Genomic DNA, 24,499 nt, shown 5'->3' with positions numbered 1-24,499 from the left:
TTGACTGTCAGGCCGCCATCGCGAGCAAGCTCGCTCCCACAGGTTTTACGCCAGTTTTTCGAACTTCAAATCCCACACCCCATGCCCAAGACGTTCGCCACGGCGTTCGAACTTGGTGATCGGCCGCTCGGCCGGGCGCGGTACGCACTTGCCGTCTTCGGCGAGGTTGCGGTAACCCGGCGCGACGCTCATCACTTCCAGCATATATTCGGCGTACGGTTCCCAATCGGTGGCCATGTGCAGAATGCCACCGACCTTCAATTTGCTGCGCACCAGCTCAGCGAAGGACGCCTGAACGATACGGCGCTTGTGGTGACGGCTCTTGTGCCACGGATCCGGGAAGAACAGCATCAGGCGATCGAGGCTGTTATCGGCCACGCAGCGGTTGAGCACTTCGATCGCATCGCAATCGTAGACCCGCAGGTTGGTCAGGCCTTGCGTCAGCACGCCATTGAGCAACGCACCGACACCCGGACGGTGCACTTCGACGCCGATGAAATCCTGATCCGGTGAAGCCGCTGCCATTTCCAGCAGCGAATGGCCCATACCGAAACCGATTTCCAGCGAGCGCGGTGCCGAGCGACCGAACACCTGGTCGAAATCCACCGGCGCATCGGCCAGCGGCAGCACGAACAGCGGAGTGCCCTGCTCCAGGCCCTTTTGCTGGCCTTCGGTCATGCGCCCGGCGCGCATCACGAAACTCTTGATGCGGCGGTGTTGGCGCTCGTCGCCTTCTTCCGTCTGGATTGGCGTGTCGTTCGATTCAGTCATCAATGGCTCTTACTTGATCAGACCATCCAGCGGCGAAGAGGCGCTGGCATAGAGTTTTTTCGGCATGCGGCCGGCGAGGTAGGCCAGGCGACCTGCGACGATCGCATGTTTCATGGCTTCAGCCATCATGACCGGCTGCTGGGCGTGGGCAATGGCCGAGTTCATCAGCACGGCATCACAACCCAGTTCCATGGCAATGGTGGCGTCGGAAGCAGTACCGACACCGGCATCCACCAGCACCGGGATCTTGGCTTCTTCGAGGATGATTTGCAGGTTGTACGGGTTGCAAATCCCCAGACCGGAACCAATCAAACCCGCCAGCGGCATGACCGCGATGCAGCCGATTTCCGCCAGTTGCCGGGCAATGATCGGGTCATCGCTGGTGTAAACCATCACGTCGAAGCCTTCCTTGACCAGCGTTTCAGCGGCCTTGAGGGTTTCGATCACGTTGGGAAACAGGGTTTTCTGGTCGGCCAGCACTTCCAGCTTCACCAGGTTGTGGCCATCGAGCAGCTCACGGGCCAGGCGGCAGGTGCGCACGGCCTCGATAGCGTCGTAGCAACCGGCGGTGTTCGGCAGGAAGGTGTAGCGATCCGGCGACAGCACTTCGAGCAGGTTCGGCTCGCCCTCGATCTGGCCAAGATTGGTGCGGCGCACGGCGAAGGTGACGATCTCGGCACCCGAGGCTTCGATGGCCAGGCGGGTTTCTTCCATGTCACGGTACTTGCCGGTACCGACCAGCAAACGCGACTGGTAAGTACGACCGGCCAGGACGAAAGGCTTGTCGCTGCGAACGATGCTCATGGGAAATCCTCTGTAGGGGTGAGGTACTTGCAGAATTCTGTGGCCACTGGGCCGAGGCTGCTAGCCGCCGCCGATGGCGTGCACGACTTCGACGTTGTCGCCGTCGTTCAACGCGGTGTCTGCGTGCTGACTGCGCGGGACGATATCCAGATTGAGTTCGACCGCCACCCGGCGTCCGGTCAGGTCCAGACGGGTCAGCAGGGCCGCAACGGTTTCACCGTCGGGCAGTTCAAGGGATTCGCCGTTCAACTGAATGCGCATGCCGGATGCCGCCATCATTTTTAGGGGCTGGCATTCTAGCCCGATCAGTCAGGTCGACCCAAGCCATTCGTCGCTATGGACCTTGTAGGAGCGAGCTTGCTCGCGATGGACGTCAACGATAACGCGAGTTTCCTGATGAAACGCGTTGTTCCGACGTTTTTCGCGAGCGAGCTCGCTCCTACAGGCGCCAGGCGGCAAGTCCGAGGCAAAACCAGCCCACCAGGAAGGCCAGGCCACCGAACGGGGTGATGATGCCGAGCTTGCTGATGCCGGTCAGCGTCAAGACGTACAGGCTGCCGGAGAACAGCAGGATACCAATGGCAAACGATGCGCCGGCCCAGGTGATCAGGCGGCCGGGAATTTGCGTGGCCAGCACTGCGACACCGAGCAACGCCAGGGTATGCACCAGTTGATAGGTGACGCCCGTGTGAAAAATCGCCATGTACTCGGCACTCAGGCGGTTTTTCAGGCCATGGGCGGCAAAAGCGCCGAGGCCGACACCGGTGAAGCCGAAAAAAGCGGCCAGCATCAGAAAGCCACGCAGCATGCAGAACTCCAGTCAGACTCGATCAACAGGGTCTGTATAATGGCCCGCTCCACGGGTTCGGCCAAGCCATCTCTATGCTGCGTATCTATTTCCGTCGTTTCACCAAGGCCGTGCTCTGGTTCATGGCTGGCAGCGTATTGCTGGTGCTGATCTTTCGCGTGGTGCCGCCACCGGGGACGACGCTGATGGTCGAGCGCAAGATCGAATCCTGGTTCGATGGCGAACCCATTGACCTGCAACGGACCTGGAAACCCTGGGACGAGATCTCCGATGACCTGAAAGTTGCAGTGATTGCCGGGGAAGACCAGAAGTTCTCCGAGCACTGGGGCTTCGATATCGGCGCGATTCAGGCGGCGTTTGCCCATAACGAGCGCGGCGGTTCGATCCGCGGCGCCAGCACCCTGAGCCAGCAAGTCTCGAAAAATCTGTTCCTGTGGTCTGGCCGCAGCTGGCTGCGCAAAGGCCTGGAAGCCTGGTTCACCGGACTGATCGAAATGTTCTGGCCCAAGCAGCGGATTCTTGAGGTGTACCTCAACAGCGTCGAGTGGGATGACGGCGTGTTTGGCGCCGAAGCGGCGGCCCGACACCACTTTGGGGTGAGCGCTAAAGGCCTCAGCCGCCAGCAATCGAGCCTGTTGGCCGCCGTGCTGCCTAACCCCCGAGTCTGGAGCGCCAGCCATCCGACTTCCTACGTTTCGCGCCGGGCGGGCTGGATTCGGCGACAGATGAGCCAACTGGGTGGCGACAGCTATCTGGTCGGACTGAACGATTCGCGCCGGGCGCCTTGGGCTCAATAACTGATCCCGATTTTTCAGACCCTGAAAACCACTGTGGGAGCGGGCTTGCCTACGATGACGGCCTGACATTCAACTTTTATATTGAATGTTCGGACCTCATCGCGAGCAAGCTCGCTCCCACAGGATCAATGATCGGGGCGTTTTTTATTGCCTGCTCGCCGGTTACGCGGCGATCGACAACTTGAGCTTGTTCATCGCGCTCTTCTCGAGCTGGCGAATACGCTCGGCCGACACGTTGTACTTCTGCGCCAGGTCATGCAGCGTGGCTTTTTCTTCCGCCAGCCAGCGCTGGTAGAGGATGTCACGGCTGCGGTCGTCCAGCACTTCCAGCGCTTCGTGCAGGTTGTGGTTGGAGTTGTCGCTCCAGTCGGCATCTTCCAGTTGACGGGCCGGGTCGTACCGGTGGTCTTCCAGATAGTTTGCCGGCGACTGGAAAGCACTGTCGTCGTCCGCTTCGGCAGCCGGGTCGAAGGCCATGTCATGGCCAGTCAGGCGACTTTCCATCTCGCGCACTTCCCGAGGCTCTACACCCAGGCTTTCCGCTACGCGATGGACTTCCTCGTTGTTCAGCCAGGCCAGGCGTTTCTTCTGGCTGCGCAGGTTGAAGAACAACTTGCGCTGGGCCTTGGTGGTCGCGACTTTCACGATGCGCCAGTTGCGCAGGATGAACTCGTGAATTTCCGCCTTGATCCAGTGCACGGCAAAGGACACCAGGCGCACACCCATTTCCGGGTTGAAGCGCTTCACGGCCTTCATCAGGCCGACGTTGCCTTCCTGGATCAGGTCAGCCTGAGCCAGCCCATAGCCGGAATAGCTACGGGCGATATGTACGACAAAACGCAGGTGGGCGAGCACCATCTGCCGAGCCGCCCCCAAATCCTGCTCATAATAGAGACTCTCGGCCAGTTCACGCTCCTGCTCCGGCGACAGCAATGGAATGCTGTTGACGGTGTGCACATAGGCCTCCAGGTTCGCACCCGGGACCAGAGCATATGCAGGCTGCAAAGAATTGGTCATACGAAAAAACCTCCGACTTACAAACTCGTGCAGTTCAGCACTGCGAAAATTGACCGGAAACCGAAAGACAAGTTCCCAAAAACCCAAAAACGCTGAAAGGTCAATACGAGCAAAATGATACTACTTAGGCGCAAGCTCCCTCAGGTGGCGTGCGACTGCAATCCATGCACCGATATACCCCAACAGCACCGCGCCAAGCAAGAGAGACAGACCGTCGGCAACTGGCACTCCAGCCAGCGCAAAATCACTGCCGTACAAACCGGCCAGCCCCACCACCGCGTCGTTCAGCCAATCAAGGCCGAACGCCAGTACACCCCAGGACAAAATCCCCGCACCGAAGCCATACAGCGCGCCCATATACAGAAAGGGCCTGCGTACATAGCTGTCAGTGCCGCCGACCAGTTTAATCACTTCTATCTCTGTGCGGCGGTTTTCAATATGAAGACGAATGGTATTGCCTATCACCAAAAGTAATGCAGAAACCAGAAGCACGGTCAGACCGAAGACAAAACGGTCGCCCAGCTTGAGGATGGCTGCCAGACGCTCGACCCAGACTAAATCAAGTTGCGCCTGTTGTACCTTCGGCAGCTCGGATAGTTTTTGTCTTAATGCTTCAAGGGCCGGCTTGTCGACTTCGGCCGGCGTCACCAGGACCACGCCCGGCAGCGGGTTCTCTGGCAATTCCTTGAGCGCCTCGCCCAGCCCGGACTGTTGCTGGAACTCTTCCAGCGCTTGATCCCGGCCAACATATTCGGCATCGGCGACGCCAGGCATGCCCTTGATCTGATCGCGCAGCGATTCGCCTTCGGCCGGTTTGGCCTCAAGGTCCAGATACAGGGAAATTTGCGCCGCGCGCTGCCAGGAACCGCCGAGGCGCTCGACGTTACTTAGCAAAAGTGACAGCCCCATGGGCAAACTCAGGGCTACCGCCATCACCATGCAGGTGAAAAAACTGCCGATGGGCTGCTTGCCCAGGCGGCGCAGGCTGTCCACCAGACTGGCGCGATGGCTTTCGATCCAGGCGCGGAACAACGTGGCAAAGTCCGGACCGTCGTCATCATCGCGTTTTTTCTTTTGCGGCTGCGGATCGGCGGCCTTCGGGGCCACACGCTCGGAAACCTTGGGGCTACGTGTTGCACTCATACCGCGGCCTCCCCGTCACCGATCAATCGACCGCGCTGCAGCGTCAGCATGCGATGGCGCATGCGCGCGATCAGGGCCAGGTCGTGACTGGCGATCAGCACGCTGGTACCCAGGCGATTGATGTCTTCGAACACACCCATGATCTCGGCGGCCAGACGCGGGTCGAGGTTACCGGTCGGTTCGTCCGCCAGCAGCAAGGCCGGACGGTGAACGATGGCGCGGGCGATACCGACGCGCTGCTGCTGACCGGTGGACAGGTCACCCGGGTACAAGTCGGTTTTATCCGACAGCGCCACGCGTTCCAGTGCCGAGTCCACGCGCTTGGCGATCTCGGCCTTGGACAGCCCCAGGATCTGCAAAGGCAACGCGACGTTATTGAACACCGTGCGATCGAACAGCAACTGGTGATTCTGGAATACCACGCCGATCTGCCGACGCAAGAAAGGAATCTGCGCGTTGCTGATGGTGCTCAGGTCTTGCCCGGCGAGCAGCAGCTTGCCGCTGGTCGGGCGCTCCATCGCCAGCAACAGGCGCAACAATGTGGATTTACCGGCACCGGAATGACCGGTGACAAACAAGAACTCGCCACGACGGACTCGAAAGCTCAGCTCATGCAAGCCGACGTGACCGTTCGGGTAGCGCTTACCGACCTGTTCGAAACGAATCATGAACGCTCCCGCTCGGCAAACAGTGCCTGGACAAAGGGTTCTGCTTCAAAGGTACGCAAATCGTCGATGCCTTCACCGACGCCAATGTAGCGGATCGGCAGGCCGAATTGCTTGGCCAGGGCGAAAATCACCCCGCCCTTGGCGGTGCCGTCGAGCTTGGTCAGTGCCAGGCCAGTCAGTTCGACGGTCTGGTTGAATTGCTTGGCCTGGTTGATGGCGTTCTGGCCGGTGCCGGCGTCAAGCACCAACAGCACTTCGTGAGGAGCGTCGGCGTCGAGCTTGCCGATCACCCGGCGAACTTTTTTCAGCTCTTCCATCAGGTTGTCTTTGGTGTGCAGGCGGCCGGCGGTGTCGGCGATCAATACATCGATGCCACGGGCCTTGGCGGCCTGCACGGCGTCGAAGATCACCGAAGCCGAGTCGGCGCCAGTGTGCTGCGCGATGACCGGGATCTTGTTGCGTTCACCCCAGACCTGCAATTGCTCCACCGCCGCGGCGCGGAAGGTGTCGCCGGCAGCGAGCATGACTTTCTTGCCTTCCAGTTGCAGTTTCTTCGCCAGCTTGCCGATGGTGGTGGTCTTGCCGGCACCGTTGACGCCGACGACCAGAATCACGAACGGCTTGTTTTGCGAGGTGATTTTCAGCGGCTGCTCGACAGGCTTGAGCATGGCCGCCAGTTCGGCCTGCAGGGATTTGTACAGGGCATCGGAGTCGGCCAGTTCTTTGCGCGCGACCTTCTGCGTCAGACGCTGAATGATCACCGACGTGGCTTCGACACCAACGTCGGCAGTCAGTAAACGGGTTTCGAGGTCTTCGAGCAGTTCATCATCGATGGCCTTTTTGCCCAGAAACAGGCTGGCCATGCCTTCGCCGATACTGGCGCTGGTCTTGGACAAGCCCTGCTTGAGGCGGGCGAAGAAACCGGCTTTGGTTTCTTCGGTGCGTACCGGCTCCACCGGGGTTTCGACGGGAGCGATGACCGGTGCAACTACAGGCGCAGGCGCTTGGACAACCGGAGCAATCGGCGCTACCGGCTCGATTACAACCGGCTCGGGCTCAGCCATAACGACTGATGCAACAACCGGTTCGAACACAGGCGCTTCAATCGGTGCAGGCGCAAAAGCAGTCGGAGCCGGAATCGGCGGGGTCACGTGGGGGGCCAGGTCATTTTCGACCAATGCCACCGGTTCTTCCGCCACGGGCAAGGTCAGCCATGGCTCGGCAGCGTTGGTCAGCGGCTGTTCGATGATTTCGTTTACAGGTTCGGCGACAGTTTCGGCCTGCGGTCGCAGCACCGACTCGGCAAACGGCAGAACAACCGGCACGGGCGCTTCTTCTATTACCGGGGCCGGCGCTGGCGCTGGTTCGGGAGCGGGCTGTGGCTGTTCGACGACGGGTTCCTGCGGCTTTTTGCGCAGCCATCCGAACAGGCTTTTTTTCTCGCCAGCCGCAGCTGGGGTCTTCTTGTCGTCGTTGGAACCAAACATGGAGGACGGCTATCTCACGGTAGCGACGCGCCAATGGCGCCCCGGCAAATAAATAATCGATGCAGAACAGACTGCGATTGACCCAGCTTGTTCACGCGCAACATTTTGTCGAGGTGCCAACGGCGCCTCAAAGGTCGACTAATACGAAGGACTGGAACGGCATCGTCGGCGAAAACGCAGAGTTTAGCTGACAAACTCAAAGTTTCTGCCGGTAACCCATACAACCCGCAGGCCAATCAAAGGCCTGATAGGCGTGGCCGCCAGTAAAACGGATCAGTATCCTAGCACCCTCTCGCCCGCTGACGCTAAGAACAAGCGGGCAGCCCCAAAGGTTTGAAAACGAATGAATGCTCTTGCCCGCCGCGCCGCTGGCCTGCTGCTCAGCACAGTTTGCCTGCCCCTTTCGGCCCTGGCTGCCGACCCGCAACCCACCCACGAATTCACTCTCGACAATGGCTTGAAGGTGGTCGTGCGCGAAGACCACCGTGCGCCCGTGGTGGTTTCCCAGGTCTGGTACAAGGTCGGCTCCAGCTACGAGACACCGGGTAATACCGGCCTGTCCCACGCCCTGGAACACATGATGTTCAAGGGCAGCGAGAAAGTCGGCCCCGGCGAAGCCTCGCTGATCCTGCGCGACCTCGGTGCCGAAGAGAACGCATTCACCAGCGATGATTTCACCGCGTACTACCAGGTGCTGGCCCGCGACCGCCTGGGCGTGGCCTTCGAGCTGGAAGCCGACCGCATGGCCAGCCTGCGCCTGCCACCCGATGAGTTCGCCAAGGAAATCGAAGTCATCAAGGAAGAGCGCCGCCTGCGCACCGACGACAAGCCGATGGCCAAGGCCTACGAGCGCTTCAAGGCCATGGCCTACCCGGCCAGCGGCTATCACACGCCGACCATCGGCTGGATGGCCGACCTTGAGCGGATGAAAGTCGAAGAGCTGCGCCACTGGTACGAAACCTGGTACGTACCCAACAACGCCACGCTGGTGGTGGTTGGCGATGTCACCCCGGACGAAGTCAAAACCCTGGCCCAACGCTATTTCGGCCCGATCGCCAAGCGTGAAGTGCCCGCCGCGAAAAAGCCGCTGGAACTGACCGAACCGGGCGAGCGCCAGATCACTCTGCACGTGCAGACCCAACTGCCTAGCCTGATGCTGGCCTTCAACGTGCCTAGCATTGCCACCGCCGAAGACAAGCGCCTGGTCAATGCCCTGCGCCTGATCTCGGCACTGCTCGATGGCGGCTACAGCGGACGCATCCCGACGCAACTGGAGCGCGGAGAAGAACTGGTGTCCGGCGGCTCGTCGAGTTACGACGCCTACACCCGTGGCGACAGCCTCTTTACCCTGTCGGCATCGCCAAACTCGCAGAAACACAAGACCATCGCCCAGGCGCAAGCCGGTTTGTGGAAGCTGCTCGACCAGCTGAAAACCACGGCGCCTACCGCCGAAGAGCTGGAACGCGTACGCGCACAAGTCATCGCCGGCCTGGTCTTCGAGCGCGACTCGATCACCAGTCAGGCCACGGCCATCGGTCAACTGGAAACCGTCGGCCTGTCGTGGAAACTGATGGACACCGAACTGTCCGATCTGGAAAGCGTCACGCCGGAAGATATCCAGAAAGCCGCCAAGCTGTATTTCACCCGCGAACGTCTCAGCGTCGCCCATGTACTGCCTCTGGAGACGACTCATGAGTGAGCGTAAACCCTCCCGCCTGGCCCTGATCGGCCTGGTCGCCGTCGCCGTTATCGGTTCCGCCGCATTCTATTTGTCGCGCCCTGGCGAAACCAATGCCAGTGAAGCCCTGGACAAGGCCAAGGCCAGCCAGAAACTGCAATCGCTGACCGAACTCAACGGCAAGGCGCCGGACCACCGCAAGCTGGACGTACAAACCTGGAGCACTGCCGAAGGTGCGAAAGTGCTGTTCGTCGAAGCCCGCGAGTTACCGATGTTCGACATGCGCCTGATCTTCGCCGCCGGCAGCAGCCAGGACGGCGATGCACCGGGCGTGGCGGTGTTGACCAACGCCATGCTCAACGAAGGCGTGGCTGGCAAAGACGTCGGTGCCATTGCCCAAGGCTTCGAAGGCCTGGGTGCCGACTTTGGCAATGGTGCCTACAAAGACATGGCCATCGCTTCGCTGCGCAGCCTGAGCGCCAAGGACAAGCGCGAGCCGGCCCTGAAGCTGTTCGCCGAAGTCATCGGCAAGCCAACCTTCCCTGCCGACTCGCTCGCTCGCATCAAGAACCAGATGCTCGCCGGTTTCGAATACCAGAAGCAGAACCCCGGCAAACTGGCGAGCCTGGAACTGATGGACCGCTTGTACGGTGATCACCCGTATGCGCATGCCAGCGACGGTACGGCGAAAACCGTCCCGGCGATCACCGTGGCCCAACTGCGTGCTTTCCACGCGAAAGCCTACGCAGCCGGTAACGTGGTGATCGCGCTGGTCGGTGACCTGTCCCGCGCGGAAGCCGAGGCGATTGCCGCCCAGGTTTCCAGTGCCCTGCCCAAAGGCCCGGCCTTGCCGAAAATTGCGCAACCGGGCGAGCCCAAGGCCAGCGTCGGCCATATCGAGTTCCCGTCCAAGCAGACCAACCTGATGCTCGCGCAATTGGGCATCGACCGCGACGACCCGGATTACGCAGCGTTATCCATGGGTAATCAGATTCTCGGTGGCGGCGGCTTTGGCACCCGGTTGATGAGCGAAGTGCGCGAGAAGCGTGGCCTGACTTACGGCGTGTATTCGGGCTTCACCCCGATGCAAGCGCGTGGTCCGTTCATGATCAACCTGCAAACCCGCGCCGAGATGAGCGAGGGCACCCTGAAACTGGTGCAGGATGTGCTGGCCGACTACCTTAAAACCGGCCCGACCGAAAAAGAGCTCGACGACGCCAAGCGCGAACTGGCCGGCAGTTTCCCGCTGTCCACCGCAAGTAACGCCGATATCGTCGGCCAACTGGGCGCCATCGGTTTCTACAACTTGCCGTTGAGTCACCTGGAAGACTTCATGCAACAGTCCCAGGCCTTGACCGTCGAGCAGGTCAAAGCCGCCATGAACAAACACCTGAGCACGGACAAAATGGTCATCGTCAGCGCTGGCCCGACCGTACCGCAAAAGCCGTTACCGGCCCCTACTGATAAACCTTCCGAGCAGCCGCTCGGGGTTCCGGAGCATTAATGGCCCATCCTAAAAAACCCGCCAAAAACGTCCACAACGGTGTGAACCAGCTGCGCATCATCGGCGGCGAATGGCGCAGCCGGAAGCTGAGCTTCCCCGACGCCCCGGGCTTGCGCCCGACGCCGGACCGCGTGCGTGAAACCCTGTTCAACTGGCTCGCGCCTTACGTGCCGGGCGCCAAGGTGCTCGACCCGTTCACCGGCAGCGGCGCGCTGTTCCTCGAAGCCCTGTCCCGTGGCGCGGCCATGGGCCAGGCGCTGGATGCCAGCAGCATCGCGGTGTCCAGCCTGAAAGAACACCTGGGCACATTGCGCTGCACCAACGGCCAGGTCCAGACCGCCGATGCCCTGCGCTACCTGGAAACCCAGACCGCGACGACCTACGACCTGGTGTTCCTCGACCCGCCGTTCAACCAGAATCTCTTGCCTGCCGTTTGCAAGTTGCTCGAAGAGCGCCAATGGCTGGCCGAAGATGCCTGGGTGTACACCGAAAGCGAATCCGCGCCGTCGACCTTGGGCCTGCCGCAGAACTGGCGCCTGCACCGGGAGCAGAAATCCGGGCGAGTGTATTACTCGTTGTGGCAGCGTGGCGCCTGATATTTCGGCGAGACGACTGCCTCAATCCGGTTGTCAGGTGCACTACATAGTTACCGCCTGACATCCTTACGGATCATCCACAGTGGTTTGCGCAATTACCTGCAAACCACTGAGGATGAACACGGATGAACATCTCCCGCAGCACGTTTGTGCTGCCCTTTTTTGCCTGGCTGCCGCTCATGGTTAGCGCGGCGACACCCCCTGCGACACAAGACTTCGTACTGGATAATGGCCTCAAGGTAGTCGTGCGCGAGGACCATCGTTCCCCCATTGTCACCGCCCAACTCTGGATCAAGGTCGGCTCAAGCTACGAACCGCCCGGCCAGTCGGGCCTGTCCCACGCCCTCGAACACATGGTCTACAAAGGCAGCAGCAAGGCCTGCGCCGGCGAGTTCGCGGCGATACTGGAAAAACTGGGCGCCAGCCAAAACGCATTTACCGGCACTGACTTCACGGTCTTTTACCAGACACTGCCTTCCGGCCGCACGGGCGTCGCGTTCGAAATCCTGGCCGATCTGATGAGTACGGCCGAGCTGAATGCACAGGACTTCAAACCGGAGCTCAAGGTCATTCAGGAGGAGCGTCGGATGCGCGTTGATGATGAGATCACCGTGTCTGCTCACGAACGACTGAACAGCATCGCCCACCCGGCCAGCGGCTACCGCACCCCGACGATTGGCTGGATGCACGACTTGCAACGAATGAACGCCGTGCAATTGCGGCAGTGGTATCAGGCCTGGTATTCGCCAAGCAATGCGACGCTGGTGGTCGTTGGCGATGTTGCACCCGAGCAGATCAAGGCCCTGGCACAGCAGCACTTCGACCACCTTGAGCGACGTGCGACACCCGTGGCGCCTGCACCCGTCGAGCTGGCTTCTGCCGGTGAACGGTCACTGACCCTACATGCACCGGTAGCATCCCCGCGTTTGATCATGAGCTTCAACGCGCCCAGCCTGGCCACGGCACTGGATCGTCGGACCGCTCATGCCCTGCGCCTGCTTAACATGTTACTGGCCGGATCCAGTAGCGCGCGGATCAAACAGCAACTGCAACTGAGCGAGGCGATGTTCACTGAGGCCCACTCAGAGTACGACGCCTTTAATCGCGGCGATTCGTTGCTGACCATCAGCACCCAGCTCAACCCGGACAAACTCAATGACGCTGACGAAGCCCTCGCCCGTCTGTGGCAAGTGATCGAATCACTGAAGAGCAAGGCACCGGAACCGGCAGAACTGGAGCGCGCGAAAAACCTTGTGATCGCGAACACGGTTTATGCGCAGGATGATCTGGAAGGGCAGGCCAACACCTTGGGCCTACTGGAAACCATCGGCCTCGACTGGCGGCTGGCCGATCAGGATACGGATGAGCTGAACAAGGTCACTCCCCTGGATATTCAACAGGTCGCAAAGACTTACCTTACGCGTGAGCGCCTGAGTACCGCGAAAATCCTGCCGGAGAAAAACAATGGATAAGCTCAAAGGTCTCATCAATGGATTGATCCTGGCCGGCATGCTGTTGAGTGCACAGGCCCCTGCCGCTGCAACCACTGCGCCCCAGAAACCAGTGCTGCAATCACTCAATGATCCACAGACTCCGGCGACCCACCGCACACTGCCGATCAAGGGTTACAAAACCCTCAGCGGAACGAAGATTCTGTTCATCCGCACCCCTGGCCTGCCGATGTTCGATGCCCTTGTGAGCTTTGCCGCCGGCAGCGCCCACACCCCGCATCAACCCGGCTTGGCCGCGGTCACCTTTAGCCTTTTGAATGAGGGAGTGGCCGGCAAGGACGTCAATGCCATACAGGCGACGTTCGATAATCTGGGTGCAAGGATGGATATGGGCATCAGCCAGGACCAGACCTGGTTTTCCCTGCGTAGCCTGAGTGACGAATCACGGCGTACTCCAGCCCTGGAGCTGTTTGCCCAAATACTCGGCAAACCGCTGTTGCCGCAAGAGTCCCTGCCTGCGGTGAAATCCCAATTGCAGTACTTTCTGGACCTTGAAGATCAATCCCATACCGTTCAAGCCCGACTAACGAACCTCGGCCAACTGTTTCCCGACCACGGTTATGCTCAGTCCCTCTACGGAACCAGGGCCGGACTTGCCTCCATCACCCGCACCCAGGTGCAAGACTTTCATCGCGAGGCTTATGCCGCGGGCAACGCCCAGATCACACTGGTCGGTGACCTCACCGAGGAAGAAGCCCAGAGCATCGGTGCGCAGATATCCGCGGCCTTGCCCCTGGGCCCGGCCACTACCGCGATCCAGCCAGTGACAAGTCCAACGGCCCCGAACCTGCTGCGCGTTGAGCGACCATCAACCCAGGCTTACCTGCGCCTTGCCCAGCCAAGTGCCCTGCGAAGCAGCCCGGACTACGTCGCGCTGCAGATGGCCATGCTGGTTTTCACCAACCGACTGACCAATGAACTCCGTGAACGCCGAGGCCTGACCTACCACGTAAAAGCCGACCTTTCAGCCCTGCAGGCACAAGGGTTGCTGACCATTGAATTGCAGACCCGACCAGAGCAGGCCGATGCCGTGCTGGCCCATATCAAGACGATGTTCAGCGACTTCCTCACCCAAGGGCCGACCCAACAGGAACTCGAAGACATCCAACTAGAAATGACCGGTAGCGCGCCGTTGAACAGCGCTACCAATGTGCAGATTCTGAGACAGTTGCAGACTATCAGCGCCCACAATCTGCCGCTGGACCTCGACTTTGCCACGCAAGCCGCCTTGAAGCTGAACCTCGTATCAATCAAAACCGCGCTCAACCAGCATTATCACCCCGAGCAATGGCGCGTTGTCATCCTGGGACCGAAGACAGAACAACAACCGCTGCCAGCTCCGAGCGAAAGCGCAACCAATGCCATGTGTCGCGCACCTGGCGAGATTGTGGCAAGTTAGACAGCCATGATGACGCGGTCACGGCGGCGCCCCGCCGCGTCTTCGGGCAGATTCATGAACACTTCCACCGAGAATGACTGTGCAACCGTACCCCGCACTGGCCCCACCGCAGTCCTTTACCCCCGCCTTCGGCCTCGGTAACCCGCACTTGCAAACCTTGTGGGGGCCACTGTGGCGTAAAACCGTACACATCCGCCGCGAACGCGAACGCCTGTGGCTTGAAGACGGCGATTTTCTCGACCTCGACTGGCACGGCCCGCACAGCGCCGACGCACCGTTGGTACTGGTGTTGCACGGGCTCACCGGGTCATCGAATTCGCCTTATGTGGCGGGAATGCAAAAAGCGTTGGGTGACCGGGGCTGGGTCAGCGTCGCGCTGAACTGGCGCGGCTGTTCGGGCGAACCCAACCTGTTGCCGCGCAGCTACCATTCCGGCGCCAGCGAGGACCTGGCCGAAACCATCAGGCACTTGCGGGCCAAACGACCTCTCGCTCCGCTGTATGCTGTCGGCTACTCGTTAGGCGGTAATATCCTGCTCAAGCATTTGGGCGAGACCGGCAGCGACAGCGGCGTGATAGGTGCCGTGGCGGTGTCGGTGCCGTTCCGCCTGGACCAGTGTGCCGACCGCATCGACCAGGGTTTCTCAAAGGTCTATCAGGCGCATTTCATGCGCGAGATGCTCGCCTACATCAAGAACAAGCAGCGGCAGTTCCAGCATGACGGACGCGAGGATGGCCTGGCCGCATTGGCCGCGCTTGGCTCGCTGGAAAACATGCGCACGTTCTGGGACTTCGATGGCCGGGTTACCGCACCGCTGAACGGCTTTGTCGATGCCGAGGATTACTATCGTCGCGCCTCAAGCCGCTATTTCCTCGGCGAGATTCGTACGCCGACCTTGATGATTCAGGCGGCTGACGACCCCTTCGTATTTCCCCACAGCCTGCCGCACACCGATGAGTTGTCCGCCTGTACGCAATTCGAATTGCAGGCCAGGGGCGGGCATGTCGGCTTCGTCGACGGCACGCTCAAGCAACCGGGTTACTACCTTGAACGGCGCATCCCCGAGTGGCTGGCCGCCATAGGACGCACTTGAATCATGGACGCTGACCAAGGCGAGTCAATCCACTTCTGGCAAACCCCGCCACTGGCCGGGGTCGAGTTATTGTCCGCCCGCTACATCGATCATCGATTCGCCCCCCACGTGCATGACGGCTATGTGATCGGCATGATCATGGCCGGCGCCCAGCGCTATCGCTATCGCGGCGCCGAGCACCTGGCGGGCAGCGGCACACTGGTGCTGATCAACCCCGATGAACTGCACACAGGCCACAAAGGCACCGAGGATGGCTGGCTTTACCGGGCGTTTTATCCGGACAGCGGGCAGATAACCTCGCTGCTGGCTGAACTCGAACTGCCGACCCGCCACTTGCCGGCCTTCGGTGCCACGCTGTATCGCGATCAGGATCTGGTGAACGGTTTCTGCCAGCTCCACCGCCTGCTGGAAAGCCCCACCACCGCATTGCAGCAACAAACGGTCTGGCGCGAACTGGTGCTGTCGCTGTTGCAGCGTCATGCGGCGGTGCCCGATGCCGGAAAACCCGGCAAGGAACACCGGGCCGTGAGCCTGGCCAAGGAATTGCTGCAGGCGCAACTGGCAGCGCCGCCCTCCCTGGAGGCGCTGGCGGCGGCGGTCAAGCTCTCGCCATTCCATTTCGCCCGGGTGTTCCGCCGGGCCACCGGTATGCCGCCACACACCTGGCTGATGCAACAACGCATCGCCCGGGCGCGGGCCTTGCTGCAAAGTGGTTGTTTGCCGCTGGAAGTCGCAATGCAACTGGGGTTTGCCGACCAGAGCCATCTGAGCCGGCAGTTCAAGCAGGTGTATGGGGTTGGACCGGGGGCGTATCGCAGCGCAAAACGGGGACTTGAGGTTTAACGAGGTCTCAAAAACACCATCCATCCCCCAAGGTTTCGTGGCGCTCATTCGCCAGTGGCAACGCCCCGCGCAGGCTCGTTGATCCACTCGCTCCACGACCCGGCATACAGCGAGCCCAACGGATAACCGGCCAGACACAACGCAAACAGGTTGTGGCACGCCGTCACGCCGGAACCACAGTACGCCACCAGATCATTCGGCGAACGATCGCCCAGTTTTGCGGCAAAACGCTGCTTGAGCTGATCGGCCGGCAGAAAGCGCCCGTCGCTGCCCAGGTTGTCGGTAAACGCCGCGCACTGGGCACCGGGAATGTGTCCGGCCACCGGATCGATCGGCTCCACTTCACCCTTGAAACGCGGCAGTGCGCGGGCATCGAGCAGGGTCAGTTCCGGCCGGGCAAGGCGCTTTTGCAGCTGCTCGGCACTGATCAGCAACGCCGTGTCAGGACTGCCGGTGAAGGAACCACGGATGATCGCCGGCGCATCCAGACTCAGCGGCAAACCGGCCGCGTGCCAGGCCTTGAGCCCGCCATCGAGGATGAACACACCGTCGCGCTTGCCCAACCACGCCAGCAACCACCAGGCCCGCGCCGCATAGGCGCCCGGACCGTCGTCATACAGAACCACTTCGCTATCGGCGTTGATGCCAAAGGCTTGCAGGCGCTCGATCAGTTGCGCCGGCTCGGGTAACGGATGACGCCCGGTCACGCCCTTGACCACGGCGCCACTCAGATCACGCTCAAGGTCGGCATAGCTCGAACCGGCGATGTGCCCTTCGGCATAGCTGCGCTGACCGTAATCCGGGTCTTCGAGGGCAAAACGACAATCCAGAATCACCAGCCCCGGCAGGTCCTTTTTCAGGTCCAGTGCTTGCGGGCTGATCAGTTGCGCAATGGGCATAGCAGGCTCCTGTGATTTTTATCAGATTTCGATCCTACGACACTTCCTCAAGCGCCTGGGCCAGAGGCACGTAAAACTCTTCGAACAAGGTGTTGACCGCATCACGGGACTGGTCCGTGACGAACCCGGCTTCCAGCACCAAAACCTGATACACCCCGCGTTTAATGGCCTGCTCGCTCAAGTGGCTGGAGTTCTCCCGCGTGGTGCACAGGAAACGTACCCAGGACGTGAGGATGATCCAGGCATTGAGCGTCAGGGACTCGATCTGCACCTTGTCCATCTTCAGGATTCCGGCGGCGACGAAACCTTCGTAGATCGCCGAACCCTGGATCAGGCAGCGCTGGGAGAAGCGTCGATAGCGGTCGGCCAGGTCCGGGTCGCTGTCGAGCAAATGTTCGAGATCGCGATGCAGGAAGCGGTAGCGCCACATCGCCGACAGCAGCTCCTTGAGGTAGAAGCGTTTGTCTTCCACCGTGGCGGCACGGCCCTGGGGCGGGCGCAGGAAGCTGTCCACCAGGCTTTCGTACTCGCTGAACAGCACGGCGATGATCGCCTGCTTGTTCGGGAAGTGGTAGTACAGGTTGCCCGGGGAAATTTCCATGTGGGCAGCAATGTGATTGGTGCTGATGCTGCGCTCGCCCTGCTGGTTGAACAGCTCCAGGCTGTTCTGCACGATGCGCTCGCTGGTTTTGATCCGTGGGGCCATGGCTTGAGCTTTAATTCAGAGTGCGTTGACGGGCATCTTAGATCTATCCGCGAGCGGATAAAACAAAGCTGTCCCAGGATGTTATTTGACTTTTTAGAGTATAGACTCTAAAAAGAGCCTCATTACAATAAATCCGGAGCCGACCATGACTGCTGAAATTTCCTACCTGCAGAACCTACAGCAGCCGCTGGAAGAGCTTCAGGTCCTGTTCGACTCCCAGCGTGCCGCCTACGCCGCCAACCCGATGCCACCGGCCGCGCAGCGCCAGCAATGGCTCAAGGCGCTAAAGGATTTGTTGAACAATGAACGCCAAGCCCTGATCGATGCGATCAGCCAGGACTTCAGCAATCGCAGCGCCGATGAAACCCTGCTCGCGGAGTTGATGCCCAGCCTGCACGGCATCCATTACGCCAGCAAACATCTAAAGGGCTGGATGCGAGCCTCGCGACGCAAGGTGGGCGCAGCCTTCCAACCGGCTTCGGCGAAAGTGGTTTACCAACCGCTGGGCGTGGTCGGGGTCATCGTGCCGTGGAACTACCCGTTGTACCTGGCCATCGGACCGTTGGTCGGCGCACTGTCGGCGGGCAATCGGGTGATGCTCAAGCTCAGTGAGTCGACCCCTGCGACCGGCCTGCTGATGAAGCAACTGCTGGCGCGAATCTTCCCCGAAGACCTGGTTTGCGTGGTTCTGGGCGAGGCGGATATGGGCGTGGCGTTTTCACGCCTGCCGTTCGATCACCTGCTGTTCACCGGCGCCACCAGCATCGGCAAACACGTGATGCGCGCCGCCGCGGAAAACCTGACACCGGTGACCCTGGAACTGGGCGGCAAGTCCCCAGCCATCGTTTCCCGGGATGTGCCGCTCAAGGACGCCGCCGAGCGCATCGCCTTCGGCAAGACCCTGAATGCCGGCCAGACCTGCGTGGCACCGGACTATGTGCTAGTGCCGGAGGATCGCGTCGGAGGTTTCGTCGAAGCCTATCGCACAGCCGTCCGTGGGTTTTATCCGACGCTGGCCGACAACCCGGACTACACCGCGATCATCAATGAGCGACAACTGGCGCGCCTCAACGGTTACGTCAGCGACGCCACCAGCAAGGGCGCGCTGCTGATGCCGCTGTTCGACCAAGGCCAGGGGCGTCGCATGAGCCATAGCCTGCTGCTCAACGTCACGGACGAGATGACGGTGATGCAGGACGAAATCTTCGGGCCGTTGCTGCCGATCGTGCCGTACAAGGATCTGGACCAGGCATTTGCCTACATCAACCAGCGCCCTCGCCCACTGGCGCTGTATTACTTCGGCTACGACAAGCGCGAACAACAGCGCGTGCTGCACGAAACCCATTCCGGCGGCGTGTGCCTGAACGACACACTGCTGCACGTCGCCCAGGACGACATGCCGTTTGGCGGCATTGGTGCCTCGGGCATGGGCCACTACCACGGCCATGAAGGGTTCCTGACCTTCAGCAAGGCCAAAGGCGTGCTGATCAAACAACGGTTCAATGCCGCGAAATTGATCTATCCGCCGTACGGCAAGTCGATTCAGAAGCTGATCCAGAAGCTGTTCATCCGCTAACGATCATCACCGTCGGGTAATAACAATAATGAACCCCAGCCTGTCCGATACACCCGCGCTGTCACGGCGCGGGCTGCTTAAATTCAGCCTCGGCGCCACAGCTTTCCTTGCCACCGCCGGGCTCGGAGCCAGCCTCAGCGGCTGCTCGTCGAGCGTCCCGGCCAATGGTTTCATCACTCTACGCAGTGGCGACCTGTTGTTTTTACGGGCGTTGATTCCGGTCATGCTTGAGGGTGCCGTGACCACCGAACGGATGCCCGAGGCTGTCGAGGGCACGCTGAAAAGCCTGGATTACAACCTCGCCCACCTGTCGCCGGAAATGCTCAAGCTGACCCAGCAACTGTTCGATGTGCTGGGCATGGCCGTGACCCATGGCCCGTTGACCGGAATCTGGGGTAGCTGGGAAAACGCCAGCGCCGACGATATCCGGCTGTTTCTGAACCGCTGGGAAAACAGCTCGTTGAGCCTATTGCGCATGGGCCACAGTTCCTTGCTGCAACTGGTGATGATGGCCTGGTACGGCCGCAAGGAATCGTGGGCGCATTGCGGGTATCCCGGGCCACCCACCGTTTAAAACTCTGCACAAAACCTGTGGGAGCGTGGCTTGCCCGCGATGGCGCCAGTCGCCACACCACCGCATCCAAAATAATAAAGAGAACCTGAAAGATGCCCGTACCCGATCCGTTCCGCGAAGGCATGGCCCGAGGCTGGAAAACCTACAACGGCTCGCAACTGACCCAGGACCTGACACTCGAAGCGGATGTGGCGATCATCGGCAGCGGTGCCGGCGGCGGCACCACCGCCGAAATCCTCAGCGCGGCCGGCTACAAGGTGCTGCTGATCGAGGAAGGCCCGCTCAAGACCAGCAGCGACTTCAAGATGCTCGAAGACCAGGCCTACGCCAGCCTTTATCAGGAAGGCATCGGCCGCATGAGCAAGGATGGCGCGATCACCATCCTGCAAGGCCGGGCGGTGGGCGGCACCACACTGATCAACTGGACCTCCAGTTTCCGCACTCCGGAGCCGACCCTGGAACACTGGGCCAAAGAGCACAACGTCAAGGGCCACAGCCCGGCGGAAATGGCCCCGTGGTTCGAAAAAATGGAGCAACGCCTGGGCGTCGCACCGTGGATGGTGCCACCCAATGCCAACAATGATGTGATCCGCAAGGGCTGCGAAGCACTGAACTACTCATGGCACGTCATCCCGCGCAACGTTCGCGGCTGCTGGAACCTCGGCTACTGCGGCATGGGCTGCCCGACCAACGCCAAGCAATCGATGATGGTCACCACCATTCCAGCGACCCTGGAAAAAGGCGGTGAGCTGCTTTACCTGGCCCGTGCCGAAAAACTCACGATCAGCGGCGACAAGGTCACCGGCCTGCAATGTTCGGCGATGGATGAACGCTGCGTCGCACCGACCGGGCGCACCATCACAGTCAAGGCGCGGCATTTCGTGCTGGCCGGTGGCGGCATCAACAGCCCGGCCTTGCTGATGCGCTCCGGGGCACCCGACCCGCACAAGCGTCTGGGGAAACGTACGTTCCTGCACCCGGTGAACATGTCCGCCGCATTGTTCGACGAAGTGGTCAACCCGTTCTACGGCGCGCCGCAGTCGATTTACTCCGACCACTTCCAATGGCAGGACGGCACCACGGGCAAGATGTCCTACAAACTGGAAGTCCCGCCCCTGCACCCGGCGCTGGCCACGACGTTGCTCGGCGGTTTCGGCCAGGAGAATTCGCAACACATGGCCAACCTGCCGCATACCCACGCCATGCTGGCGTTGCTGCGGGACGGGTTTCACCCGGACAGCCCCGGTGGCAGCGTCGAATTGCGCAACGATGACACGCCGGTGCTGGATTACCAGCTATCACCGTACGCCTGGGATGGATTGCGCCGGGCGTTCCATACCATGGCCGAGATCCAGTTTGCCGGTGGCGCCAAGGCTGTCATGCCGATGCACGCCGACGCCCGCTACGTGAAGACCCTCGCCGAAGCCCGCACGCTGATCGACGGCCTGAGCCTGGAGTTGTATCGCACACGCCTGGGCAGTGCCCATGTGATGGGCGGTTGCGCCATGGGTGAAGACCCGACAATCGCGGTGACCGACAGCCTCGGCAGGCATCATCAACTGGGCAATCTGTCGATTCACGACGGCTCGCTGTTCCCCACCAGCATTGGTGCCAATCCGCAGCTGTCGGTCTACGGGCTGACGGCGCAACTGGCGACATCCTTGGCCGAACGTTTAAAAAACCCATGAAAATGACGATTATTCCTATCGTCTATAGTGCTTTCTTACTCAACAGGCGACTTGGCCGACCGGGAAGGCTGCGATACCATCCGACTCCCCAACGGATTCCCGCCAGGACGACGCGATGAACCGAGTGTTGTACCCAGGTACCTTCGACCCTATTACCAAGGGCCATGGCGATCTGGTCGAACGCGCCTCGCGCCTGTTCGATCATGTGATCATCGCCGTCGCCGCGAGCCCGAAGAAAAACCCGTTGTTTCCTCTGGAACAACGGGTAGAACTGGCGCGCGAGGTCACTAAACATCTGCCGAACGTTGAAGTCGTCGGCTTCTCGACGCTGCTGGCGCACTTCGCCAAAGAGAAGAACGCCAATGTGTTCCTGCGTGGATTGCGCGCGGTGTCGGACTTCGAATACGAGTTCCAGCTGGCCAACATGAACCGCCAACTGGCACCGGATGTGGAAAGCCTGTTCCTCACCCCGTCCGAGCGTTATTCGTTCATTTCCTCGACGCTGGTCCGTGAAATTGCAGCCCTAGGCGGCGATATCACCAAGTTCGTGCACCCTGTGGTGGCGGACGCATTGACCGAACGCTTCAAGAAGTAGGAGCTGCCGCAGGCTGCGATCTTTTCAGCATTCGTAGCCTGCACCTCTCTGCACTTGATCGCACCCGCGTGCACTGCGGGCGCCAATGCGGCACAATTGTGTGCATTGGTTTATTGCGCCCGGGCTTGCCGCCCCGGCTGGAGTTAGCATGTCCCTGATCATCACCGACGATTGCATCAACTGCGACGTCTGCGAACCCGAGTGCCCGAACGCCGCCATTTCCCAAGGCGAAGAGATCTACGTGATCGACCCGAACCTGTGCACCCAGTGTGTCGGCCACTACGACGAACCGCAGTGCCAGCAGGTCTGCCCGGTGGATTGCATTCCACTGGACGAAGCTCATCCGGAGACTGAAGAACAGTTGATGGAGAAGTACCGGAAGATTACCGGCAAGGCTTGAATGATGTAGTGCTCTTTAGGGCCTCATCGCGAGCAAGCTCGCTCCCACACTGGATCTGCGTCGCTCACAAATCCCCTGTGGGAGCGAGCTTGCTCGCGATGACGTTGTCAGCCTCACTGAAGATCTAACTGACTTTCAGCTCTGACAACGCGGGCAAAAGACGCTGGCGCGCTGCCCGAGCTTCACTTCCCGCAAGCCCGTGCCACAGACCTTGCAGTGCTCACCGCCACGGCCGTACACGAACAGTTCCTGCTGGAAATAACCAGGCTGACCGTCACCACCGATAAAGTCCCGCAGCGTGGTACCGCCACGCTCGATGGCGGCCGCCAGGATGCGCTTGATCTCGATGGCCAGCTTCAAGTAACGCGCCCGGGAAATGCTCCCGGCTTCGCGGCGCGGGTCGATTCCAGCGGCGAACAACGCTTCGGTCGCATAGATATTGCCGACGCCCACCACCACCGCGTTATCCATGATGAACGGCTTGACCGCCATCGAGCGCCCACGGGACTGCTGGAACAGGCGTTCGCCGTCGAACAGGTCGGTCAGCGGCTCCGGCCCCAGGCGGATCAGCAACTCGTGGTTGAGCGGGTCGAGACTCCAGAGCATCGCGCCGAAACGCCGCGGGTCGGTGTAGCGCAGGGCCAGGCCCGACTCCAGTTCGATGTCCACATGCTCATGCTTGGCCGCCGGCAGCCCGGCTTCCACCAGACGCAAATTGCCTGACATACCCAAATGACTGATCAAGGTGCCGACTTCGGCATTGATCAGCAGGTACTTGGCGCGCCGCTCCACCAGCACGATGCGCTGCCCGGACAACCGCACATCGAGGTCTTCGGGAATCGGCCAGCGCAAGCGCCGTTCACGCACGATCACCCGGCTGACACGCTGGCCTTCCAGGTACGGCGCGATGCCGCGACGGGTGGTTTCGACTTCTGGCAATTCAGGCATGGTGCTCTCGGATCAGGCTCATGGCCTGGAAAGTTCCGACACTCAGCGATGAGTGCCGAGGTCGCGGATCGTCTGCTTGAGGGTCTCGAAGTCGTAGTCCGAGAGGCCGACATAATCGAGCACCAGCGGCGCGATGCTGTTCCACTCGTGATCTTCGGTCTGGTTGCCCAGTACCCGATAAGAAGCACAAATATGCTCGGCCATTTTCAGGATCGCCAGCAGGTTCTTCAGCGAACTGTTGCGCGACGACTCATCGCTGAAGATCGCCAGGGCATTGTGGTGATTGGCGATCGCCGCGCTCACGTGCTCTGGCAGGCGCCAGGACTTGGCCGTGTAATACCCGACCACCGAGTGGTTGGTATTGAACACCTGGTTCTCCGTGTCCACCACCCGGCATTCGGCACTGGCGTTGGCATAGGCCTGCTCCAGAACGCCCATGTAGCCGGGGAAACGCTGGAGCATCAAGGGCACGCCGCAATCATGGAACAGGCCCAGAGCATACGCTTCGTCGCCATTTTCAACGCCGATGCGCTTGGCCAGGGTCAGGCAGGTCATGGCCACGTCCTGAGCGGTGTCCCAGAAACGGTTCAGGGTGACAATGGTGTCGTCATTCATCTCGCCCTTGATCGACTGCGCATTGATCAGGTTGATGATCGAGCGGCTGCCCAGCAGATTTACCGCGCGCTGGATCGAGGCAATCTTGTTGCTCAGCCCGTAATACGGCGAATTGACGATCTTCAGCAGGGAACCGGAAAGCCCCGGATCCTGGGATATCAGCTTGGCAATGACTTCCAGATCCGGATCGGGCATGTACTGCTCCATCTGCAAATCCACCATGATTTGCGGCTGGGCCGGTACGCTGATGCCCTGCAGGGCCTGTTGAATCTGTTCGGAAGTCAGCTCTTGGGACATTTGTGCACACTCAGGGTCAGACGGTGATTCTAACCTTTATGAAGTTGGATCCGACATACCAAATCGCAAGACAACACTCGCC

General features: G+C 60.6%; 25 protein-coding genes. 13 read left to right on the top strand and 12 right to left on the bottom strand.

Features of this window, described 5'->3' with window-relative positions; translation table 11 throughout:
* Window positions 1–45: 45 nt before the first annotated feature.
* The 4 genes from trmB to AC1D1M_RS21805 form a co-directional block, all read right to left on the bottom strand.
* Window positions 46–771, bottom strand: coding sequence for a tRNA (guanosine(46)-N7)-methyltransferase TrmB (trmB, locus tag AC1D1M_RS21820; RefSeq protein ID WP_477777206.1), 726 nt, complete (start codon window positions 769–771; stop codon window positions 46–48).
* 9 nt (window positions 772–780) lie between these two features.
* A complete protein-coding gene (locus AC1D1M_RS21815) occupies window positions 781–1,575 on the bottom strand; it encodes a thiazole synthase (RefSeq protein ID WP_007975390.1) in 795 nt (264 codons plus the stop codon).
* Window positions 1,576–1,635: 60 nt separating this feature from the next.
* Complete coding sequence (gene thiS, locus AC1D1M_RS21810) at window positions 1,636–1,836, bottom strand: sulfur carrier protein ThiS (protein WP_162184594.1); 201 nt, start codon at window positions 1,834–1,836, stop codon at window positions 1,636–1,638.
* A gap of 178 nt (window positions 1,837–2,014) precedes the next feature.
* Window positions 2,015–2,383, bottom strand: a complete 369-nt coding sequence (locus AC1D1M_RS21805; protein ID WP_477777205.1) for a DUF423 domain-containing protein — start codon at window positions 2,381–2,383, stop codon at window positions 2,015–2,017.
* Between the two features lie 74 nt (window positions 2,384–2,457).
* Here AC1D1M_RS21805 and mtgA point away from each other — a divergent pair, with 74 nt between their 5' ends.
* Window positions 2,458–3,180: a monofunctional biosynthetic peptidoglycan transglycosylase gene (gene mtgA / locus AC1D1M_RS21800; RefSeq protein WP_477777204.1), complete on the top strand. Its 723-nt coding sequence runs from the start codon at window positions 2,458–2,460 to the stop codon at window positions 3,178–3,180.
* A gap of 162 nt (window positions 3,181–3,342) precedes the next feature.
* Here mtgA and rpoH read toward each other — a convergent pair whose 3' ends face one another.
* From rpoH to ftsY, 4 genes are all read right to left on the bottom strand, one after another.
* Complete coding sequence (gene rpoH, locus AC1D1M_RS21795) at window positions 3,343–4,197, bottom strand: RNA polymerase sigma factor RpoH (RefSeq protein WP_007975386.1); 855 nt, start codon at window positions 4,195–4,197, stop codon at window positions 3,343–3,345.
* A gap of 120 nt (window positions 4,198–4,317) precedes the next feature.
* Window positions 4,318–5,340, bottom strand: coding sequence for a permease-like cell division protein FtsX (gene ftsX, locus AC1D1M_RS21790; RefSeq protein ID WP_046039223.1), 1,023 nt, complete (start codon window positions 5,338–5,340; stop codon window positions 4,318–4,320).
* A complete protein-coding gene (gene ftsE / locus AC1D1M_RS21785) occupies window positions 5,337–6,008 on the bottom strand; it encodes a cell division ATP-binding protein FtsE (RefSeq protein WP_007975383.1) in 672 nt (223 codons plus the stop codon). Before ftsE ends, ftsX begins: the two co-directional genes overlap by 4 nt.
* Window positions 6,005–7,495 carry a signal recognition particle-docking protein FtsY gene (ftsY, locus tag AC1D1M_RS21780; protein ID WP_477777203.1) on the bottom strand — a complete coding sequence of 497 codons (1,491 nt, stop codon included), beginning with the start codon at window positions 7,493–7,495 and terminating at the stop codon, window positions 6,005–6,007. The genes ftsE and ftsY overlap by 4 nt, the downstream gene beginning before the upstream one ends.
* A 343-nt stretch (window positions 7,496–7,838) precedes the next feature.
* Between ftsY and AC1D1M_RS21775 the strand changes: the two genes are divergently transcribed.
* The 7 genes from AC1D1M_RS21775 (at window position 7,839) to AC1D1M_RS21745 (ending at window position 16,119) form a co-directional block, all read left to right on the top strand.
* Complete coding sequence (locus tag AC1D1M_RS21775) at window positions 7,839–9,194, top strand: M16 family metallopeptidase (protein WP_477777202.1); 1,356 nt, start codon at window positions 7,839–7,841, stop codon at window positions 9,192–9,194.
* Window positions 9,187–10,677 (top strand): M16 family metallopeptidase, encoded by a 1,491-nt coding sequence (locus AC1D1M_RS21770; protein WP_477777201.1) that lies wholly within the window; start codon window positions 9,187–9,189, stop codon window positions 10,675–10,677. The genes AC1D1M_RS21775 and AC1D1M_RS21770 overlap by 8 nt, the downstream gene beginning before the upstream one ends.
* The gene (gene rsmD / locus AC1D1M_RS21765) at window positions 10,677–11,273 is read left to right on the top strand and encodes a 16S rRNA (guanine(966)-N(2))-methyltransferase RsmD (RefSeq protein ID WP_477777200.1); all 597 of its coding nucleotides are present in this window, start codon (window positions 10,677–10,679) and stop codon (window positions 11,271–11,273) included. The genes AC1D1M_RS21770 and rsmD overlap by 1 nt, the downstream gene beginning before the upstream one ends.
* 125 nt (window positions 11,274–11,398) lie before the next feature.
* Window positions 11,399–12,745 (top strand): M16 family metallopeptidase, encoded by a 1,347-nt coding sequence (locus AC1D1M_RS21760; protein ID WP_477777199.1) that lies wholly within the window; start codon window positions 11,399–11,401, stop codon window positions 12,743–12,745.
* Window positions 12,738–14,183: a M16 family metallopeptidase gene (locus AC1D1M_RS21755; protein WP_477777198.1), complete on the top strand. Its 1,446-nt coding sequence runs from the start codon at window positions 12,738–12,740 to the stop codon at window positions 14,181–14,183. The genes AC1D1M_RS21760 and AC1D1M_RS21755 overlap by 8 nt, the downstream gene beginning before the upstream one ends.
* Before the next feature lie 73 nt (window positions 14,184–14,256).
* Window positions 14,257–15,276 carry a hydrolase gene (locus AC1D1M_RS21750; RefSeq protein WP_477777197.1) on the top strand — a complete coding sequence of 340 codons (1,020 nt, stop codon included), beginning with the start codon at window positions 14,257–14,259 and terminating at the stop codon, window positions 15,274–15,276.
* Between the two features lie 3 nt (window positions 15,277–15,279).
* Complete coding sequence (locus tag AC1D1M_RS21745) at window positions 15,280–16,119, top strand: AraC family ligand binding domain-containing protein (protein WP_477777196.1); 840 nt, start codon at window positions 15,280–15,282, stop codon at window positions 16,117–16,119.
* A 44-nt stretch (window positions 16,120–16,163) separates the two neighbouring features.
* Here AC1D1M_RS21745 and AC1D1M_RS21740 read toward each other — a convergent pair whose 3' ends face one another.
* Both AC1D1M_RS21740 and AC1D1M_RS21735 read right to left on the bottom strand, forming a co-directional pair.
* Window positions 16,164–17,018 carry a sulfurtransferase gene (locus AC1D1M_RS21740; RefSeq protein WP_477777195.1) on the bottom strand — a complete coding sequence of 285 codons (855 nt, stop codon included), beginning with the start codon at window positions 17,016–17,018 and terminating at the stop codon, window positions 16,164–16,166.
* A gap of 34 nt (window positions 17,019–17,052) precedes the next feature.
* Window positions 17,053–17,724, bottom strand: coding sequence for a TetR/AcrR family transcriptional regulator (locus AC1D1M_RS21735; protein ID WP_477777194.1), 672 nt, complete (start codon window positions 17,722–17,724; stop codon window positions 17,053–17,055).
* 145 nt (window positions 17,725–17,869) lie between these two features.
* Between AC1D1M_RS21735 and AC1D1M_RS21730 the strand changes: the two genes are divergently transcribed.
* The 5 genes from AC1D1M_RS21730 (at window position 17,870) to AC1D1M_RS21710 (ending at window position 22,557) form a co-directional block, all read left to right on the top strand.
* Window positions 17,870–19,300, top strand: a complete 1,431-nt coding sequence (locus tag AC1D1M_RS21730; RefSeq protein ID WP_477777193.1) for a coniferyl aldehyde dehydrogenase — start codon at window positions 17,870–17,872, stop codon at window positions 19,298–19,300.
* 28 nt (window positions 19,301–19,328) lie between these two features.
* Entirely contained in the window at window positions 19,329–19,874 is a 546-nt protein-coding gene (locus AC1D1M_RS21725; protein WP_477777192.1) for a twin-arginine translocation pathway signal protein, read from the top strand.
* 92 nt (window positions 19,875–19,966) lie between these two features.
* Window positions 19,967–21,562, top strand: a complete 1,596-nt coding sequence (locus tag AC1D1M_RS21720) for a GMC family oxidoreductase (protein WP_477777191.1) — start codon at window positions 19,967–19,969, stop codon at window positions 21,560–21,562.
* A gap of 115 nt (window positions 21,563–21,677) precedes the next feature.
* Window positions 21,678–22,157, top strand: a complete 480-nt coding sequence (gene coaD, locus AC1D1M_RS21715; RefSeq protein WP_046039203.1) for a pantetheine-phosphate adenylyltransferase — start codon at window positions 21,678–21,680, stop codon at window positions 22,155–22,157.
* A 148-nt stretch (window positions 22,158–22,305) separates the two neighbouring features.
* Window positions 22,306–22,557 (top strand): YfhL family 4Fe-4S dicluster ferredoxin, encoded by a 252-nt coding sequence (locus AC1D1M_RS21710; RefSeq protein WP_003195146.1) that lies wholly within the window; start codon window positions 22,306–22,308, stop codon window positions 22,555–22,557.
* A gap of 135 nt (window positions 22,558–22,692) precedes the next feature.
* Here AC1D1M_RS21710 and mutM read toward each other — a convergent pair whose 3' ends face one another.
* Entirely contained in the window at window positions 22,693–23,505 is an 813-nt protein-coding gene (mutM, locus tag AC1D1M_RS21705; protein ID WP_477777190.1) for a bifunctional DNA-formamidopyrimidine glycosylase/DNA-(apurinic or apyrimidinic site) lyase, read from the bottom strand.
* A gap of 42 nt (window positions 23,506–23,547) precedes the next feature.
* On the bottom strand, window positions 23,548–24,417 hold the full coding sequence (locus AC1D1M_RS21700) for an HDOD domain-containing protein (RefSeq protein WP_477777189.1): 870 nt from the start codon (window positions 24,415–24,417) through the stop codon (window positions 23,548–23,550).
* Between the last annotated feature and the right edge of the window lie 82 nt (window positions 24,418–24,499).

The sequence above is a fragment of the Pseudomonas sp. P1_F7 genome (assembly GCF_056405655.1).
This window is presented reverse-complemented; position numbering and strand designations above follow the sequence as displayed.